Source organism: Oligoflexus tunisiensis (assembly GCF_001748245.1).
In the GTDB taxonomy this organism is placed as follows: domain Bacteria; phylum Bdellovibrionota_B; class Oligoflexia; order Oligoflexales; family Oligoflexaceae; genus Oligoflexus; species Oligoflexus tunisiensis.
In genome coordinates, this window is the sequence record NZ_BDFO01000001.1 from 804,725 (window position 1) to 822,122 (window position 17,398).

Here is a 17,398-nt window from a genome sequence, read left to right on the forward strand (position 1 = left end):
TTTTCGGGGAACTCTAGCAGGCAAGCCGAATAGCTTCACCAACGTCTTTGGTTAGTAGTGACTTGGTTAACATTTCATCGAAGAACTCTTTTTTAACTCCGGCCTTTTTATTGATGAAAAGCTGGCATTGCACTCTCAATAAAACTTCAGTTGGCACATCCATTCCGGTGAATTCGTGCTTTCTGTCCTGCCATTTAGAGATTATAGATCGTTCCACTCCGATAAGCTTGGCAAATTCTTCTTGTGACATTTGCATATAACCACGAAGAAATTTTACTTCAGAACCGCTAAGTCGAGCAGGCTTATGAATGACTGCCTTGAACGCAGCCTTCATGATTTTCTCTGGATTGACGTCCAGAACTTTATTGCCAGCGAACTCAATATAGCGAGGGTTTTCTATGATAATCGGGAAGCCCAGGGCTTCATAGATTTCAAAATTCCTGGCCATCTTTAAGCTCCTCATTGATGACTGTTACGATCATCATCTTTCCACTGAATGCAACAGCTAGCCTGATTTTTTTTCCATCAAAAGTTTTTCCACAGATTCCGTAGGTCCAACACTGGAACTCGTCTTTCCACTTGTCGTGCTTTTTGCAGTTATGGCCGTTTTTAAGCACATAATCAACTTCCGTCAAATCCACATCACGCTCTTTCATCCGCTGGATAGCATGCAATGTAGGCCTATAGGCTCCCGTCCTTGCAGCAACTCGGACTTTTTCCAGGACATCGACAAACTTAGGAGGGCGGGCCACCTTGGCTTCTCCTTCGGTAAGTTATATACAAAATGTGAACCATTCACAATTTACTTTTATATCGCATTGAATTAATTGGGAATAGGTAATGCTGATTTTTTAAAATCTTGCCTAGAGTTCAGACAATGACCAGACGGAAACTGAATTGCGAAATGTCCGAGTTATTTGAACCAGGCGAGACAGATTCGGAGTAAATATCAATAATTTTAATAAGTAACGTTCATTTTTTCGATCTTCCCGGTCGTAATCAAGGGGCCTAGCACCAAGATGATCAATTGCTGCGGGTCAGCCGGAGTTGATGGAGACCGGATGGCGGGCGCTGGCGTGGAGGGAGATAACTGCTTTCATTGCCTCTATCCCGGAAAATAGACTCCGCAAAATTCTTTGGATCCTGGTAAACGATCGCTTACTAAGAGATAATTGTAGTAAACGATCGTTTACTAGGATAACATATGAGAATTACAGGGAAATGTATCAAAATTACTACCGCATAGTCCCGGCTCTAAACCGTTGCCGCTTGGGAAATGAGGGTTTCCCGTTCATGTTTTCGCCGTTTTCTGGTGAACCAGAGTGTTGGTGGAAGCACAAACAACGCGACGAATCCAGAACCGAACAATATGGCGTTGGCGATGTAGGTCTGGTTGTAGGCAAACCAGCCCACGAGATTGACAAGGAAGTGAATCGCTATCGCTGCACCAAGGCCGTACCTTATGAACGCAATCCCGCAGGCAACCCCAATAACACCCGTGGAACCAAGGCGAAATAAGCCGATCTCAGGCATGCCGACCAAAATCGGGATAACTGTGTGAAGCGCAGCAAAAAGCAGGCTTGAAAGCGCAATCGCCCAGCCAGGGGACATAACCATCAAAAGCGCGCTGACAATTATGAATCGGGAACCAATCTCTTCGCCGGCAACAGAGACGAAATTGGTGGCGATCTTTTCCCCAACAGTCGGAACAACTGGAACTTCGCTTGATCCTGGCTTAGCAACTGGGTCTTTGTAGGATGCGGACCACGTGCGACCGAAGATTTTCGACTGCATGATCTGAATGGAAGCGTTTGCTGAAATCGTGGCAAACACCATGCTGATGATGACCACAATTTCCCGAAAACCCACTGGCACACGAGAAATTGTCGTCCTTAGCACCTTATTCGCAAAGAAGAAAGCGATGGGAATCCAGAGGACAAACTCAACAAAGTTAGGCAAAAATCCTTCAACCCAGCCTGTTTTATATCGGATCACGATAAAGAAGGCGGATAGAAGAAACGTGCCAATAGCCACAAATAGATAACGCATCCCATCGCTCTCCGGTTATTTTGCAGACGCGATCTGTCTCAGCTGCCAAGCAAGGTCAGCTTGTGTTTCAAAGACAATGGTATAAGTCTGGTTGTCTACGACAGCAGGATAGGTCCTAAAATTCTCTCCAGAGCCAAGGTTACATTTATTTCTTCCTTTCTTAGTTCATAGTGCGACCGCAATTTTTCGATAACTCCAGGATGTTCTTTCAATTCCCCCAAAGAGCATATAGCGGCGCGTCTGACCAAAGGCCATTCATCCTCTAACAGCGAGACCAGAGTTTCGATCGCTCGATTATCTCTCAGAATCCCGAGCAGCTCAGCGCCAATTTCACGATAGACCTGGTCTTTTCGCTTGCAGTATTCCATCATGAGGTCAAACATGATGGGATCTTTTTTCTCTTTGAGTATCCGACTGATCTGATAGGCGCCGATTTCAGGTTGAGTATTCATTCTGTCAATAAGTGAATATTCGAGTATTTCAAGGAGAGTGCTTGTCGGACAAACATCCAACGTTATCAGGTTAAATCCCGCTCGATGCTTGACTGATTTCTTCTCTGAATTCCAAAGTGAAAGAAGCTTTTCCAATTTTTTGTTTTTAGAGTTTAGCGCCAATCAGCACTCCTCAATGAAAAAGTTAGAAGGCTCTTGCGGAACCGGAGCGTCGAATCGACGAGATTGAGGCGCCGGTGCGTATGACGCAAGCGCTGAGATAAAAATGATCTGAAGAACAAGCCCATTAAATTTTTCAAAGACTCATTTGCACGAGATACCTGGGAATAGCAGGTTTTACTCATATGACCTTCTAAAACATTGAAAAATATGCCACTTGCTACGAAATTGGAAGAACGAGAAAGAAACCTTCCAGCCACAGGAGCCGATGATGCAAAAGCACCTGAGCCGCATCATAGACGATTTCCAGCTTGTTCCCAAGAGTATCATTGAGGTCGTGGCTGCATATACTTTGTACCTGATGCTGGAAACAAAGGGACATCAAACCAGGTTTGCCGCTCGATTGACCGGTAAGCACAGGTCGTCATTTTCAAGGATGCTTAATCGGCCGGACAACCTTACCATAGCCAAGGGCTGCCTGAATCGGGCTGTACGAAGAAGGTTGGCCGCTGTGGGCAAACAAGGAAAGAATGTCAAGGCCCTGTTAATTTTGATGCCACCCTCACTAGCTGTCGCGGAAAGCATGTGGAAAACGTTGGCTTTTACAAGCTTGGGAAGAAGACGATCCGTGGCCATAAGTTTGTAAACTTTGTGCTCGTGCTTGGTGAGGAGTGAAGTGGCCCCATTTATGGTATCAGTGATCCTTCGCCTCAGGGAGGTGGGTTGAGTAATTCATCATAATTGAAATTAGGCGCTATTTTCTTAGCCGCATCAAATCGCAGGACATCTACTCTTTAAGGCCATATATCTCTCTGAAATTGCCTTATAGTATTCATTCTTCTTCGCCTTCTCTGGGCAGTCATCGACCGATCGCTCGCATGCGTCCTGCCAAAACGATATTAGATCAAGGAGAGCAGAATCAGCTTCGGTATCCGGGCACTTATTCTCAGCTGCCATTCTCCCTAACTCAACCTCGAAGAACTCATAGGCACTCGACCTTTCCGGCAGATCCACAAGGTAGCCGAACATAGCCGCAAGTTCGGGTACCGATGAGTAAGCTCGCGTACCTTTTTTGGCCTTATATGGTTCAAGGCTATTCTTCATTCCCCCAACCAGGAATTTTTCGCGGTCTTTGTGCTTTGACCCACTAATGCCATAGAGAACCGCCTTGTAATATTTGTCTCCAGTCCCTTTCTTTTGATCAAGATCCTTTGCGAGTATGATAAGGGCGTCAGCATCAGTCATTCCATTTGGTCTGGTTTCACCATCCACGTTGCTGGCCAGTCTCTGAAGCGCCACGGCCTGCTGGTCAGGTGTGAATCTTTTGTCTTGAAGGATCTCTTTGATAACCATGGGGCTCGCAATTTGAGGGAGAAGGTTTTGCGCCGCTTCGCTTAGAACCTTGTCGTTCCTATCATTCATGATGTCCTTGACCAGATCTTGATCCTTAAACCCACGAAGAAAGAGCTTTGCCATCTCCTTATCGGTATGCCTGTAGTCTTGAAACTTCCCCTCGAAGTAATTCAATGCGGCTTCCTGATTCGGATTCATGTCATCGTTGAGTTGATCGATCAGTCCCATGACGACACCGCGGTGATTTTCATTCATGTCCTGGAGATTCCTGTCGACAAATTCGATAAGGCCCTGTGTGTTTTTGTAGACTTCATCGGACTTTGCATAGTGGACTTGCGTGAATGCTTGAAGGGCCATGAATTTCATATCCTGTGTAAATGGCCCATTCAAAATCGCGGAAAGAATGTTGTATGGGAAATACTTCCTATCAGCAAACTCCCTGATTTTGGCCCGCATCTCAGGAATTGAATTCGGTAGGACCGAACTTTCCTGAGTGGGGCTGTTAGGTGGAGGGATATTGTCATGAAGCACATCGTTCGACTTTTCACTGAGCACGCTAGTTCTGCTTTTTTCGGGCGAAATCGTGTCAGCGAACGCATCCGTAGCGTCCATTTTTCCATCTTTTCTAACTGGAAGCAGAAGGAAAACAGCTGCCAGAGCTAAAATGACTGTGGTAAAAGTGATTATTGCTCGCTTCATGACGGGCTTCTCCTCTCAGGTGGAAGGCACGGATACAACAAAGGGACTGTCTCTTTGCTCGCGCACGGTCAAGGGCAAGCCTACACCTTCTTCCTGATCATTTGGCGTGAGGTTGATATTGAGGCCTCGCCGCGGATTTTCATATATACCTTCGACGTATCCAACGCAATCAAACAGCATATGCCCTTTCCCGAACATGACAGGCCGATCCGGTGCCTGAGGAATAAACTTACCTTTTTGATTCACATGCATAAAATCATACACTGTACCTACCTCCATGAGATTTTGAGTTTCCGTTGCAAGCTTCGAAAACTCAGCGGACGTAATACCCTTAGGCCGGGAGGCAGGTCTTTTAGCTCCCCACGAATCACGTAATTTACCGGGCTCAGATGAGAAGAACGTGATCCAGCCCACCTTCTGCAGTGCGGCTTCGATATCGGAACCATGGCTTGTCACATGATAGAACTTGTTATCTGCAACATAAATTCCTGCATGCCCAACAAAGCCACTATCAAATCCCGACGACCTATGTACGATATCGCCGGAAACTCGTGGGTCGCATGACTCACATATTTTCTCTTGGGAATAGGCGTAGCCCGACGCGAGAAAGGCAAAAAGCGCGATATATGGTTTCATGTATTACTCACTTTCAGAGTTAGAATTACCAACTTTCACCGATACCATCGCCACTGTCGTCATTGCCTGGATCGTCATCACTGTTCTCGCCCGACCCAGAGCCAGGCGACGTTCCAGAGCCTTGACTTCCGCCGTTACCACCGCCAACCCCAACCGTTCCTTTTTCAATGGCCCCTATTAATTCATCGATAAACTGCTGATACTCTTTCTCAGTCAGCTTATGAACCTCCGCTGAAATAGACGTTGGAAGGGCTATGAGAGACAGAGCTGCTGCAATAGAACGAATTAAACCCATAGAATCTCCTTATTTTGAGAACAAGAATGTACGACGCGTCGATTAACAAAAATCGATCAGTCACCACTGCGAAAACTTTGTATGTATTGGATTATGAGACTTAACGTTTGAAGTTAGCGAGAACCGTTTTATCCCATCCAGAACCGATGAGAAAGACCTCAGAAGATCGTTTCCTTCATTCGCTCGTCATGGTAGTTTTTCGGGTCGTGGCTGCTCACTGCGGTGAATATGATGGGAGGTTTTGATATGGCGAACCTTAGGGATGAACTGGCGGAAGCCATTGAATCCTGGTTGAAGACGCGGAAAAACTCTTCGCTTCAGGTTCTATCAAACCTAAGTTCGGTGCCTTACTCATCAATCAGGCGGATTGTCCAGAAGGAAGTAAGTGCCTCCGCAACCAACGCCATGCAGATAGCTGCCGTCATCTTTCCCCGCAAGGAAGGTGCTCAGTTCATCCTAAAGCATTACCCTGAGACTGGAATATTTTATGCCGACCAGCAGCAGAATATTGAACCTGTGGTCACAGAATCCAAAATAAGGTTGAGCCGGGATGAGTTTCTAACTTTGTCGCTCGCAGCTACTGAGGCTGGGATTTCTCCGGAATCTCTTAAACAAAAGATAGGAGAACGTTCTGAGATTTGCATGCGCCGTCTTCTCGATGCCGAGCTCATTAAGTACGATCCAGACGGGAACCTCAAAGCCATTAGAGAGTCTTTCAGATTTATTGATCTTGACCTCTTGCTGGACGAAATCAGGCACATCGCTGACCTCTTTGATGAGAGCAAAATTGATGAGTGGGGAAGCCTGATTAGAATCAGGACGGAAGGTTTTTCTTTAGAGGCCAAACGCAAAGCCCATAAGATTTTGACGGATGCCGACGATGCGTTAGCTGAACTTATGCACGACAAGAAGAACCTTGGGCCTTATGTCATGGCCTATGGTATAGTCTCCACATTCCTCAGCTCCCCGAAAAGTGAGGCACAACCATGAAAAAACTTGCTCTGGTAATATTGATATCCGCAGTGACAACGGCACTTTTCGCTGGCCAGGAGAGCGGCGCAGGTCCTAAAGGTAAGGAAATTCACATTGAATTGACTTCCGCCGAGATGCAACAGGTCCTTCATGGGGCCTTTTCGGGAGAAGTTCTTAATTTTCAAAAACCTGGGCTTGAGACAATTAAGCTTCAGGCGAAGACCTTTGATTTTGAGTCCAAGACAGTCGAATTGATTGCTGTGGATTCAGGCTTGAGAGTTCGGGCTACCGAAGCTCGGCGGGAAGCCAATTAGGAGACATGCCGAAGTTTCTGAAAAGCAAAATGAGGTCTCTCGACGAAGGTAGATGCGATCATCTTTCATACTGTGATCGCTTCTTTCAAGACCTTGTCCCGGATGTGCTTGTTGAGTCCTCTGTCGGTAACAACATCAACTTTCGCGCCTAAGAGATCCTGGAGATCCATGAGAAGGCCGCCGATTTCAAATGCGGAGCGACCCGGTTCCAGATCTATGAGAAAATCGTAGTCACTGTCGGGACCGGCTTCACCACGGGCAACGGATCCGAAGGTCCGGATATTGCTGGCTCCGTACTTCTTTGCGATATCGAGAATTTCCTGTCGGTGGGCTTTGATCTTATCCAGAGGAGTCATGGGTTTCCTCATGTTTGGTAGAGGTGGCGGGAATCCACCTAGAAGTTACTCGGAGTCGTGGTAGCGGCCTAACTTATTAGAATTTAAATTTAATCATTGGCTGTGCTTCAGCCAGGAACACGTAGGAAGATCCAATTTGCTTCATCCTGTTGGCCACATCCTGGCCAATTTAATTACCACTGCCTAGCTGCTGAGCTTGGCGAGTTTGGGTTTCAGGATTTATATTATTCTTTCCAGCAGACCAGACGAACTCAAGGCAACGAAGTGGTCATGTAGCTTCTCTGAGAATAGGGGTATTTTAATAAGTACACCCACCTCAATGTTCCGTTCCTGCGCCGCCTCCGTAAAGTTGGCTGAAGTCACAAACGACGCAGTTTTATCAGTTACTACACACTTGGCATGTAGAACTGAGCCTTTCTTTTGATCGAGGGCCAAAGATCTTGGATCAAAATATACACAGGGAAGCCGAGTGCCAATCCACTGCTTCTGTTTAAACTCGGCAATGAATCTTTTAACTAGGTCCTCCCTTCTAGTCGTGTCGCCTCTCTGGCGATGTATATTAAGGAACATATCAACGGAAAAATCCGGGTCACCATCCATTTTTTCGGCCAAGGTCTTGAAAATATCTTTTCCCTGGTAAACCGCAAATCCGGAAATTAAAACGTTTCTTTTTGCATGCCGGAAGAGCTCCTGGACTACAACCTTTGTATCCCTATTTGTGATTCCCATAGTCTCTGGACCCGTCCAGACTAGGTCGATTCTATCCAAATTCTCATTGATTCGGGAGTTGACTCGATCTTCTCTCACAAGAGCAAGGGCGACTGATATCTGATGGTCGTTGAACCCAAAGCTGTTGAGCTGCTTTAAACCTTGGTGTACAACTTTTCCGGTTTCACGACCAAAAAGCCTGAAACATCCGGCTTCCGTAAATGGCGATCTAAGAGATCCACGTTCAAGGCCGTCAATAATGGCTTGTAAGTCCAGATGGGCAAGCCTCGAGGTCCATTGCATGCTCCTAAGCTCCAAAAAAGGCAGCATCTGTAGTTTCAAGTGTTGGTACTACGAGAGCGCGATCCAAGAAATTGTTATGCTGCTCACAAGATGTTTCAGAGATCAGAAGGCAGCCATGACAAGCGGCACCCACCAAATAGCGAGTGTCGTGAGCACTTTCCATTTCATGTTGGGAGCACACTGGATCGTTTGAACACAGTTTTATGTAATCCAATGCGTTTCGCAAGTGCTCGCGGAGTGCTCTTCCGGTCTCTACTAGCCCGCCAAGCGTACCCTCTGCATCTGGACTTGAGGTGTATAAGAGAATTCCATATGCGTTAGGGCTGCAATAGATGCGTTCTTTAATCGAGCTGGCTGGGTAACCACATTCTAGCGAGACTGCCGAGATAAGAATGTGCGAAAGGGAGTGTAAGAGATAGTAGGGAACCCCTGGGAAAGTTCTCCTGCTGTTTGGATGCTCATTAAGCCAATGCTGGAATCCTTCCTGGAGTGCTCGTCCACGTCGAATAACAGCTTCATTTGCAAGCCATCGATGGATAGCATCTGGATTAAATGAAAGAAAGACTCCCTCACCACGGTTTTCGTAGGCTGGTACCCAATCGACATTCAGGCCTAGTGCCGCCCTTTGTACATCAAGATCTAGCTCTCCGTTGACGTCGGGAGACATCGCTTCAAAACGCGTAAAACCTACAAGTGCAGACACTTCTCGTAATCTATGCACAAGAACAACTCGAGAAACCGCTCTTGTGAGGTCAGACTTCCATTCTTTCTCTGGCAAAGATCTTGCGAAAAAATCACCGTGAGGGGTGTCTGTTCCAAGTTCGTCACTAACAGAATTCAGGGTCTGCATTTCGAGTTCTTTAATAGTGATATTTGTTGAGGTCAAGCCATTATTCCGTTTACTTTGAATTGCTTCCCACACTCTTGCGTCGTCGAAGCTACTGAGACGTTGGGCGCCAGAGGCGTTAAATTGGCGGAAGAAGGCTAACGCTTCCTGGCTTTGTACATTTGATAGCCCTTTTTCCCATAGTTCATCTACAGCAAGGACGGCCTCATCCACTGGTTCAGGAATTGAAATTACGCTTAAAATTTGTGGAAAGTATGAATTGCTAGCAGTTCGAATAAGGAGCCTGTTAGGCTGATTGCAGTCTTCGCGACTATATACTCCGAGCCAAGGACGGTTTCCGTCACAACGCCCTAATGCAAGCGTTTCGATTTGCGATGCTTCGCTGACCCTTCGCCTAGCATTGCATCCGCATCGAATCCAAACGTCACTAAGATCACCTGAAGTTCCAACTTCATCTATCCACAGCTCGCGAGAACATGTTGAAGGTCCATGATGTACAAATTCCTTCCAGTTGATATCTCCAATATGCCCTTTGGGGCATGCGCGAACGAATCTAATAGGGACTACTGTTCTGTTTTGACGATCTTCGTCTTTCCATGTCCGGCCTTTTGCTAGTGCATGCCTATGGACTAGTCGTCTCGACCGCGCATGATATGGGAGATTATTTGGCAGTGTATCTTGAGTTACAAAGTATTCTGGAAACTGGAATACTGTTACGAGCCTTTCGCGTTCTTCAAAGGTCTCATTTTTTTGTGGGGGAGCGCGAAGTTCTACTTGCTCCTTCTGAAGTACATTCCTTACTTTGCTGGCGAGCCGGGTTTCTGTGATGATATCTCCGCCCTGCCTGAAGTTCCAAAAGTCTAAACCTCCCACTAACACAGAGTATTGTGGAAGGTCGAGCATCGAGCCAGGTCCAAAAGTTGTAATTAACTGGCTTTGCCTAATTTCTGGTTTACTCATTGTTTACTCGACGTCTTGTAGGTTAAGCGTTTTCACTATAAGGCCGACACTGGGTTCGACATCGCGCATTGAGCGACTAGCTCGAAAGCTTCTAAATTCTTGTGGCAATGTATTGAGTTTCGGATCAAGAAAATCATGTAATAATGGAGCGGCAGCCCCAGTTTCGAGCGGATTGTATTGTAGGTTGGTTGATCTTTGTTGCAATTCCAGTGCAATTCGTTGCCACTTGTCGAGCAGATCATCCAGTCTTTGTCTTAAAGATTGTCTTATCAATTCCTTCTCTTCAATCGGTCGCGTAACATAATCAGCTGCCCTAAGTGAGAAGGATTCGACTACGAACCTTAGATTGTTTATATGGTTTAGGATTTGACCTGCACCAAGGGGTGGTGTCATTTGGAGAAGTCCATGGCGAGCCAGTGAGACAACTGCTCCGGCGAGTCCCTTGTCCAGTGCTCTTGGAGAAAATGGGGTAACGCTAGTTACTTCAACATTCCGATAAAATGTTTGATGGAAATAATCAAACCGCTCATAGTGCGATCTATCGCGATGTTTATGGACATTTAGTAAAGTCACAACGAGCCCAGGCCGTTTAGCGTCCCGCCCGACTCGACTCGTTGTTTGGATGTATTCCGCAGTTGTCTTCGGCTGACCGAGAACCACCATTAATCCGAGTCGGCTGATGTCAAGACCTACGGAAATCATATTTGTTGCTAGTGCAACGTCAACATGATTTTTGTCGGAATGCGGCAGACCAAGATGATCCTTAGTTCCTGACACCTCATGTGTAGGGACTCTGGAAGTTAGTTCTACTGGTTCATGCTTAATGGAGCGATTGGCAAAAGGTCCCTCTGTATCTCCCAGTCTGGCACGTGAGGAATATCCTGATAAGCGTATTCGAATCTCATCTTCAACTATCCGTCGGCTGCCCCCTAGCTCACGCAGCGAGTTGAAGTAACCTAAGAGCGTCATGTACGGGTCTGCCGGGTTTGGGTTGCGATTTTTGGATGTTTTAAACTCATCGTAGATCTTTTGGCTTGCACTTAGGAGTGCTATATAAGTTTTTAGTAACGTGACTTTTTGGCTTCTCCCCTGTGCTGCAACCCCAAGGTAAAGTCGAGGAGGGGCCTCATCAGGCGCCTTTGTGATCGCAAAAAACGAGTCACGAACGTCGGGGCCTTGTGGAGGAAAGACATAGATGCTTTTTCGATTGAAAAGTGCCTGAATTTGTCGGTCAGCTCGTCTGACCGTTGCTGTTGAAGCAATGATTTTAGGACGGACGATTTTGCCATTCACATTTCGTTCGCAAAGCGCATCGATTGCACCTTCGTATAAACCTGCGATAGTCCCCATCGGACCAGAGATCAAATGTAACTCATCTTGGATAATGATGTCCGGTGCCGGGAGTATGCCCCCTGGTATTGGTGAGCCCCGTGATTGAAGAGCTGAGGAATAGAATCCTTGATTATCGAATCTGTCTACTCGCCCAAATAATGCTCCTGTTTCTGCTACCCAGGGAAGCGATGCGAACTTATCAACGGTTGCAATAAGGAAGCACGGCAAGCGCTTATATATTTGTTCGTCGACGCCCAAAATCGGTAGATGAAAGTCGCCAGAAAAAGGGCAATCTCGCTCAGAGCAATGAACATGCAAATCAGTCGGGTTGTTGCGGTTTGGCCATAGACGAAATGAAGTTTGTCCTAATTCGCTTCCACACCAAGGACACTTTTCTATAGGTAGGGGAGGAGATTTTTGGCTGTTATTTCCATATGCAATAGTCTTGGTTCGAGCGCTGGATTGGTCGTTATCTCCTAATCTACCCATGCGGTTAGGAGTTGCCGCCTTTCCAACCCACAACCCAATCTCAAATGGCCAAGTACCGAGTCGGTTCGGATCTCGTCGTCGCTCCAATTCAAGAGCGCAAATCAAAGTCGTCGCGCGGCTTAGTTGGTCTAATGTGAGGAGTCGAAGGGTATAGCGCATCAAAATTGAAACGCCCGCGCAAGCTATGCCAGGATTCCTTAAACGCCGCATTATCAAAGTAAATGCTGCCAGCCCGAGGTAAGCTTCAGTTTTACCTCCTCCCGTGGGAAAGAAGAGTAGGTCGACAACAGTACGGTTACTATTTTCATGTGTGGGATCATGGATTGCGTTAAGGTTTAGCAAGATGAATGCAAGCTGAAAAAGGCGCCACTTTGGCGGTTTTGTGGCCTCCGGCTTGGTTCTCTCAATTACTGATGTGCGCTGACGTGCTGCTATGGCCATAACTTTGTTTGCGAGTTTAAACGCTGTAAAGACGTCACTATCTCGCAAAAGGTTTATACCGAACTGGATCCGTTTTAATGCAGAATCGGCTTGGTTGATAAGTTCGCGTCCAGTGTCAGATCGTGTCCGTGGTTCATTCGGGATCTTGCTCGTCTGACTTTGAATCCAGTCGGAATATTGGTTAATTAGGGGCATGAGACCAGCAATCAATGCGCCCGGCTCTTCAAATGAAGCAAGTTCTTCCATCCCAAGCGTAACATTTTCAACTTCACCTGGTTCAACCCTCTCTACTGTGCTTTGGGGAATCCATTTTGTACGAATAGTATGACAGCGACCATTTTCGGATTCGGACTCGGCTGCTATACCATGACCAACACTATATTCATGAACGTTGCTGTATTGGAGATCAGCAATTCGCTCATCATGATCTTCGAGTGTCGCACCTCGCATATTAGGCCTAGGGATGAATCCTTGAACAGATTGCACTTCAAGCTGTGCCTGGAATATAAAGGCAGTATCGCGTAATTGATCGTTTGAAGAGGGTAGTCTTGCATTGACCACAAATATTGAAACAGATCTTGTTCCTGGGGAAAGTTTACCTGATGCAGCCCATTTGGCGTCAACGTCTCTAACGGATATGATAAGCTGGATTCCACCACTGCCGGGAACTGGTAGACTTGTTCTTGGCCTGCTTAACGATATTGAAACTACGGTTTGACGTGGCACGCGTTGCCAATTGTTTGCAGCATTTGGTTCATCCCCTACTTCTGCTTCGGATTGTCGGTCTGTGATGAACTCGTAATCACCCCAGGTAATTGTTGCATTTAGTGAGTTTTCGCTGGCACTAATTAGGAAGCTAAGTCCGATGCTTGAAGGAAAAAAGGTCTGACGAGCTGCTTGGGATTCCGGTGTATGGTCATCAAGACTTCCAGATTCGGAAGCGCAATCCAGCTCATCATGAGCTGCTTCATCCGATCTGACTTCGGGCCGCGCATTGATAGGGGCAAGAAAGCCGGTCAAGTACCAACGACTTGGTGCGTGGGGCAATATTTCCGATTGGTGTCTTGAACCTGGACGAGGGCCCACAAGATCAAGTTCCAGGACTTCGGCGAGTCTTTTCCTGACAGCTTGTGAATCCATTATTGATCCTTTACTTCATGCGTTGCAGTAGTATTCCAAAAGGCTCCAATCTCGAATTATTTGTACTTTTTAAGTTTCGTCAGGATGCCCTCCTGAGGCTCTCTGCCTCTGCTCGCTTTATGTTTAGTTCTATTAAGCGAGCTAAGATGTCGTTACGAATATTTTCAGGCCACCGATAGCGCCATGGTTTTTTGCGGCGGGATCTAACATGTTCACTGTTATCGTCTTCATCATCATGGTCAAGTAGGAACTCCGAAACCGGCTTGATGATTTCCCAGCCATATGCATCTAATACGGCTTCATCTATTTGCTTGTGCAGTTCTCTCAATTTTATGATTTCTGGTGAAGACTCATCTGGATCATGGAATCGGTTGTATGTTTTTGTTAGACCTTCGCTGTTCTTTACCATAACTGCAGCTCGAAATTCATAATACTCCTTGCCTGCAGACTCCAACTTCTTGTTGATTTCGTAATTTTCGGGGAATGGAAAAGTTTCAAAGCAGTCGGTCGGTGTATACCGTAGATCATCCTTCATGGATGAAGAAAAAAATCGGGCCCAGATCTCATGAATACGGGATTGGACTATTGCAAAGGATGCCCAATCCGATAGTGATATTATCGCTAGAGTATTAGCGAAGACCATATTCGGAGGCAAAAACGTGAATGCAGCATGAGGAGTAGCGCCACAATTTATCGCCAATATTCTTGGTAATTTACCAATAGCATTGTAAAGCTCATCACGCACACGTTCAAACTGCCACCATTCTGCAGTAGAATGTGAGCCTCTGCATCCTTTGACTTTCTTTTCTAGTATTGAGATTAAGTCTGGCCATTTCCTGGCTTCGCTCTCGGACATGCTTCCAAAATTTATGGCATATCGGTGGTGCGTATGTGTGGGACTGTTGTTGACTTCCTCCCCTCCGATATAAGGAAAGATTCTCTTCGCATTCTTCCTATCTTTCTTGATCAGGTCTTTCATTTTTTTAAGAGTATTCGCTTCACCTGAAGTGTCAGTATCATCGAAAGTAAAGCCCATGCCCAGAACAACTGATCCTTGGAAGCTCTTATTTGTATTTGCGTAAAGGCGGTGAGGATCTTCGTGGCCTCCATCATGAAACAAGAAGGCTGTGATTTTTTCGACCTCCCGCCCATCCAGAGATTTTTTTTGTTCAATAGATCCCTTGAATATATGAACAATACTAACAATTACTGAAGCTTGCCCCGGCCATTTTTTCCGGCGAATGGCATCATAAATTTGGCCTTCGTGATTGCATATCCATCGCAAGCCAGTGGATCTAGTGTCCCCTTGACCAATTGTATTGGTCGCTATAAGTCCAAGCGCCCCATTGCTACGAATGAGGTTAAATGCACGCCTAAAAAAATGTGCGACGATATCAGAATTACCGTGAGACTCAGGGTGAGTGATTTGTAGCCATTTTGGATAGCCTTCAACATTGCTTTCAGCTAGATTGTTTTTCCCAGCAAATGGAGGGTTACCAACAATGATGTCGAAGCCTGGATTTTCGCGTTGAAATACTTCAGGATACTCTAGCTGCCAATGAAAACTTGTAAGCCCGTTTGGCAAAGAGTTCGCACTTCGAATTCTGCACTCAGCAGCGAGTATATTTGCAGCGATTATTTCGATTTCTTGAAGCTTTGATCTACGGCCTCTGTCATTTCCTGCTGAGAACCACGCGGCTACTATAAGGTCGGCTAAATGGCGGATATTGGAAACCAATCCGTCTGCTTTATCATTAAGTTGTGTAAGTGAATCATATGTCGAGGATTCTGTGGCATTACGGATCTTATCGCGTAGTGAAAGATAATCTTGAACCATTTCTTTAATAGCAGCATTTTGTCCACTGCCCAAAGTCCTGGAATCCCAAGTAAGATTTGCAATCTGCTCGAGCTTCAGGCCTACCAGTGAGTCTCCAGCTTTCAGGGCATGATCCAGGAAAGTGAATGGATGGTCTTTAGCAAAGGTAGCAAGCCATAAAGAGAGTTTGGCTAAATTGACAGCCATGGGATTCTTGTCTACACCATAGATGCAGCGTTGCACTATCAGTCTTCGTGCGTGCAGCAGTTCATCCTCATCAGGGGGGATATTGGGTTTGCGTTTGTGCCTGTGCCATGACGTGACAAGCAATTCACTTAATTGGCGCGATGCTTCAACGAGGAATGCGCCAGATCCCATGGCAGGGTCGCAGACTTTTATCTCGAGAATTTGTTCAGGTAAAGGGTTGTCACCTAGGCCAGAAATAACTGGTTCCAAAGTTCTTTCCACTATAGGTGCAGTCAGCGACCTGGGAGTGTAATGTGAACCTGATCGGCGCCTTGCATCACTCGGCTGGAGGATTAGCGAGCCTTTAGGCACGGCATGTGGGGTTGCTATGCGTGAGATTTTACGCTCAAGTGCGGCTTCAAGTTGTTCCAGTGTTTTTGCATTCGTAACGGCTTCACCAGCTATTTCCTGGTCTGTGATCGCTTTGAAATATTTCTTTCTATCTGATCCGTGTTTTGCCAGCAGCTCTTTCAGGTTGATGTGAACTGGTGCGCCATGAGTCTTTTTAGGTTTGATTGCGACTGATAGACCTTTAGAAATTTCAAGCTGGAAACCCATAACTGTCTCATAGACTGATCCAATCTGCTCGACGTCGAGTGCTCGATAAGAAATCCGTTCGCCATCAAGAAGAATGAGTTTCGACAGCACGCGATAAATTACGCCATCGGCGATGAGAGGAGGTGCAACTTTATCATTCCGTGCCTTACGCCCCTCTAGGAAATGGAAACGGTTCGGATCAAATAGGTGTCCATGGCGAGCTGGAAGTGAGAAATGCGGCGTTTCAACACCGTCATAGAGCAGACGGAATAGCACAAGCATCTGAGACCATGCGCCGTAACGTTGATCCATGCTGTCTTGATATCTGGGCTCATCCTCGCGGAGTCTTTCAAACAACCCCTTTAGGGAATAATTTCTTATATAAATCTCAGCGCTTGGAATGAGTCCACGATCTTCCGCAAATAGTACGAAAACCATTCGCATTAGTACCGTGATGCCAGCGTGGTAAACTTCGTTAGGATTTTCAGCGAGAACCGTATTGAGTAGGTTTCCTTGAATACGCTCATCAGCAGCTTGAAAACCACGTATCATCTCATAAAGAGCTGCAAGAACCTGCTCGGCTAGCTTTGTTGAGACTTCATTTTGGTATTGTCTAGATTCTGCGAGCAGTGCAGGTAGTCTCTCTTTTGTAGGAGCGCTAAATAGCCGTTGCGCACCGAAAAGCATTTTAAAAGCAGAAAGAACGATTCGACCAGCCACTTCTTGCATTAGCTGATACGGAAAGGTAATGTGTCCTGCAGATTCTCCTTTTGGGGCATAAATGATTCTTAATGCACTTTCTCCGACCAGCAGCCCAATTGAGACATCTTTTTCACGTAAGAGTCTTTCGAACTTGGCTTGTGCGCTTGCCTGCCAGCCTTGGGCATCGTTGCTAATGGTATCAAAATCAATTTGACTACTATGGACATAGATGTAAAGCAATGGACTTGGGTCAGTAGTCTGTGCCTTTACAACAAAATTCGCTGCTATGGTTTCCTGGTAGTCTGCCAAGTATATAGACGGCGAGGGATCTTCTGCATCGACCTTCTGAAGGTCGGAGGGACGCCAATCCAAGAGATCTATAAAAAGCGCTGGCAATTGGTCTACTGGAAGAATCCAACCGCCCTCTTTTGTCTCTACTAGCAGTGATTTTAAACGTACCGCCAAGTCACCAATATTCTGGTCAACTTGTGCTTGTGCTCTCACAAGTGCATTTGGAGATACGACAAGGCCCACAGGTTGTAGAAGTCCAAGCCAAGCACGATGGTTTTCAAGAGCTATGTCCCGCATAATA

14 protein-coding genes are annotated in these 17,398 nt (G+C 46.2%); 2 read left to right on the forward strand and 12 right to left on the reverse strand.

Annotation, left to right across the window (positions count from 1 at the left end; all coding sequences use genetic code 11):
• Window positions 1–13 precede the first annotated feature (13 nt).
• From OLTU_RS03640 to OLTU_RS03670, 7 genes are all read right to left on the reverse strand, one after another.
• Window positions 14–448 (reverse strand): helix-turn-helix domain-containing protein, encoded by a 435-nt coding sequence (locus OLTU_RS03640; RefSeq protein ID WP_141731395.1) that lies wholly within the window; start codon window positions 446–448, stop codon window positions 14–16.
• A complete protein-coding gene (locus OLTU_RS03645; protein ID WP_141731396.1) occupies window positions 432–752 on the reverse strand; it encodes a DUF4258 domain-containing protein in 321 nt (106 codons plus the stop codon). The genes OLTU_RS03640 and OLTU_RS03645 overlap by 17 nt, the downstream gene beginning before the upstream one ends.
• 502 nt (window positions 753–1,254) lie before the next feature.
• Window positions 1,255–2,049 (reverse strand): CPBP family intramembrane glutamic endopeptidase, encoded by a 795-nt coding sequence (locus OLTU_RS03650; RefSeq protein WP_141731397.1) that lies wholly within the window; start codon window positions 2,047–2,049, stop codon window positions 1,255–1,257.
• Between the two features lie 95 nt (window positions 2,050–2,144).
• Window positions 2,145–2,663 (reverse strand): HEAT repeat domain-containing protein, encoded by a 519-nt coding sequence (locus tag OLTU_RS03655; protein WP_141731398.1) that lies wholly within the window; start codon window positions 2,661–2,663, stop codon window positions 2,145–2,147.
• Between the two features lie 768 nt (window positions 2,664–3,431).
• Window positions 3,432–4,712, reverse strand: coding sequence for a hypothetical protein (locus OLTU_RS03660; protein ID WP_141731399.1), 1,281 nt, complete (start codon window positions 4,710–4,712; stop codon window positions 3,432–3,434).
• 15 nt (window positions 4,713–4,727) lie between these two features.
• Entirely contained in the window at window positions 4,728–5,348 is a 621-nt protein-coding gene (locus tag OLTU_RS03665; RefSeq protein WP_141731400.1) for an NlpC/P60 family protein, read from the reverse strand.
• A gap of 25 nt (window positions 5,349–5,373) precedes the next feature.
• Window positions 5,374–5,643, reverse strand: a complete 270-nt coding sequence (locus tag OLTU_RS03670; RefSeq protein ID WP_141731401.1) for a hypothetical protein — start codon at window positions 5,641–5,643, stop codon at window positions 5,374–5,376.
• 228 nt (window positions 5,644–5,871) lie between these two features.
• Between OLTU_RS03670 and OLTU_RS03675 the strand changes: the two genes are divergently transcribed.
• Together OLTU_RS03675 and OLTU_RS03680 are read left to right on the forward strand one after the other, a co-directional pair.
• On the forward strand, window positions 5,872–6,633 hold the full coding sequence (locus tag OLTU_RS03675) for a hypothetical protein (RefSeq protein WP_218109817.1): 762 nt from the start codon (window positions 5,872–5,874) through the stop codon (window positions 6,631–6,633).
• Window positions 6,630–6,929 (forward strand): hypothetical protein, encoded by a 300-nt coding sequence (locus tag OLTU_RS03680; RefSeq protein WP_141731403.1) that lies wholly within the window; start codon window positions 6,630–6,632, stop codon window positions 6,927–6,929. Before OLTU_RS03675 ends, OLTU_RS03680 begins: the two co-directional genes overlap by 4 nt.
• 65 nt (window positions 6,930–6,994) lie before the next feature.
• Here OLTU_RS03680 and OLTU_RS03685 read toward each other — a convergent pair whose 3' ends face one another.
• The 5 genes from OLTU_RS03685 to OLTU_RS03705 all read right to left on the reverse strand — a co-directional run bounded on the left by OLTU_RS03685 (window position 6,995) and on the right by OLTU_RS03705 (window position 17,394).
• Window positions 6,995–7,285: a nucleotidyltransferase family protein gene (locus tag OLTU_RS03685; protein ID WP_141731404.1), complete on the reverse strand. Its 291-nt coding sequence runs from the start codon at window positions 7,283–7,285 to the stop codon at window positions 6,995–6,997.
• Window positions 7,286–7,504: 219 nt separating this feature from the next.
• Entirely contained in the window at window positions 7,505–8,296 is a 792-nt protein-coding gene (drmC, locus tag OLTU_RS03690; RefSeq protein ID WP_176736309.1) for a DISARM system phospholipase D-like protein DrmC, read from the reverse strand.
• A gap of 4 nt (window positions 8,297–8,300) precedes the next feature.
• Window positions 8,301–10,103: a DUF1998 domain-containing protein gene (gene drmB / locus OLTU_RS03695; protein WP_141731406.1), complete on the reverse strand. Its 1,803-nt coding sequence runs from the start codon at window positions 10,101–10,103 to the stop codon at window positions 8,301–8,303.
• A 3-nt stretch (window positions 10,104–10,106) separates the two neighbouring features.
• On the reverse strand, window positions 10,107–13,505 hold the full coding sequence (gene drmA / locus OLTU_RS03700) for a DISARM system helicase DrmA (protein ID WP_141731407.1): 3,399 nt from the start codon (window positions 13,503–13,505) through the stop codon (window positions 10,107–10,109).
• Between the two features lie 79 nt (window positions 13,506–13,584).
• The gene (locus tag OLTU_RS03705) at window positions 13,585–17,394 is read right to left on the reverse strand and encodes an Eco57I restriction-modification methylase domain-containing protein (RefSeq protein WP_141731408.1); all 3,810 of its coding nucleotides are present in this window, start codon (window positions 17,392–17,394) and stop codon (window positions 13,585–13,587) included.
• Window positions 17,395–17,398 lie beyond the last annotated feature (4 nt).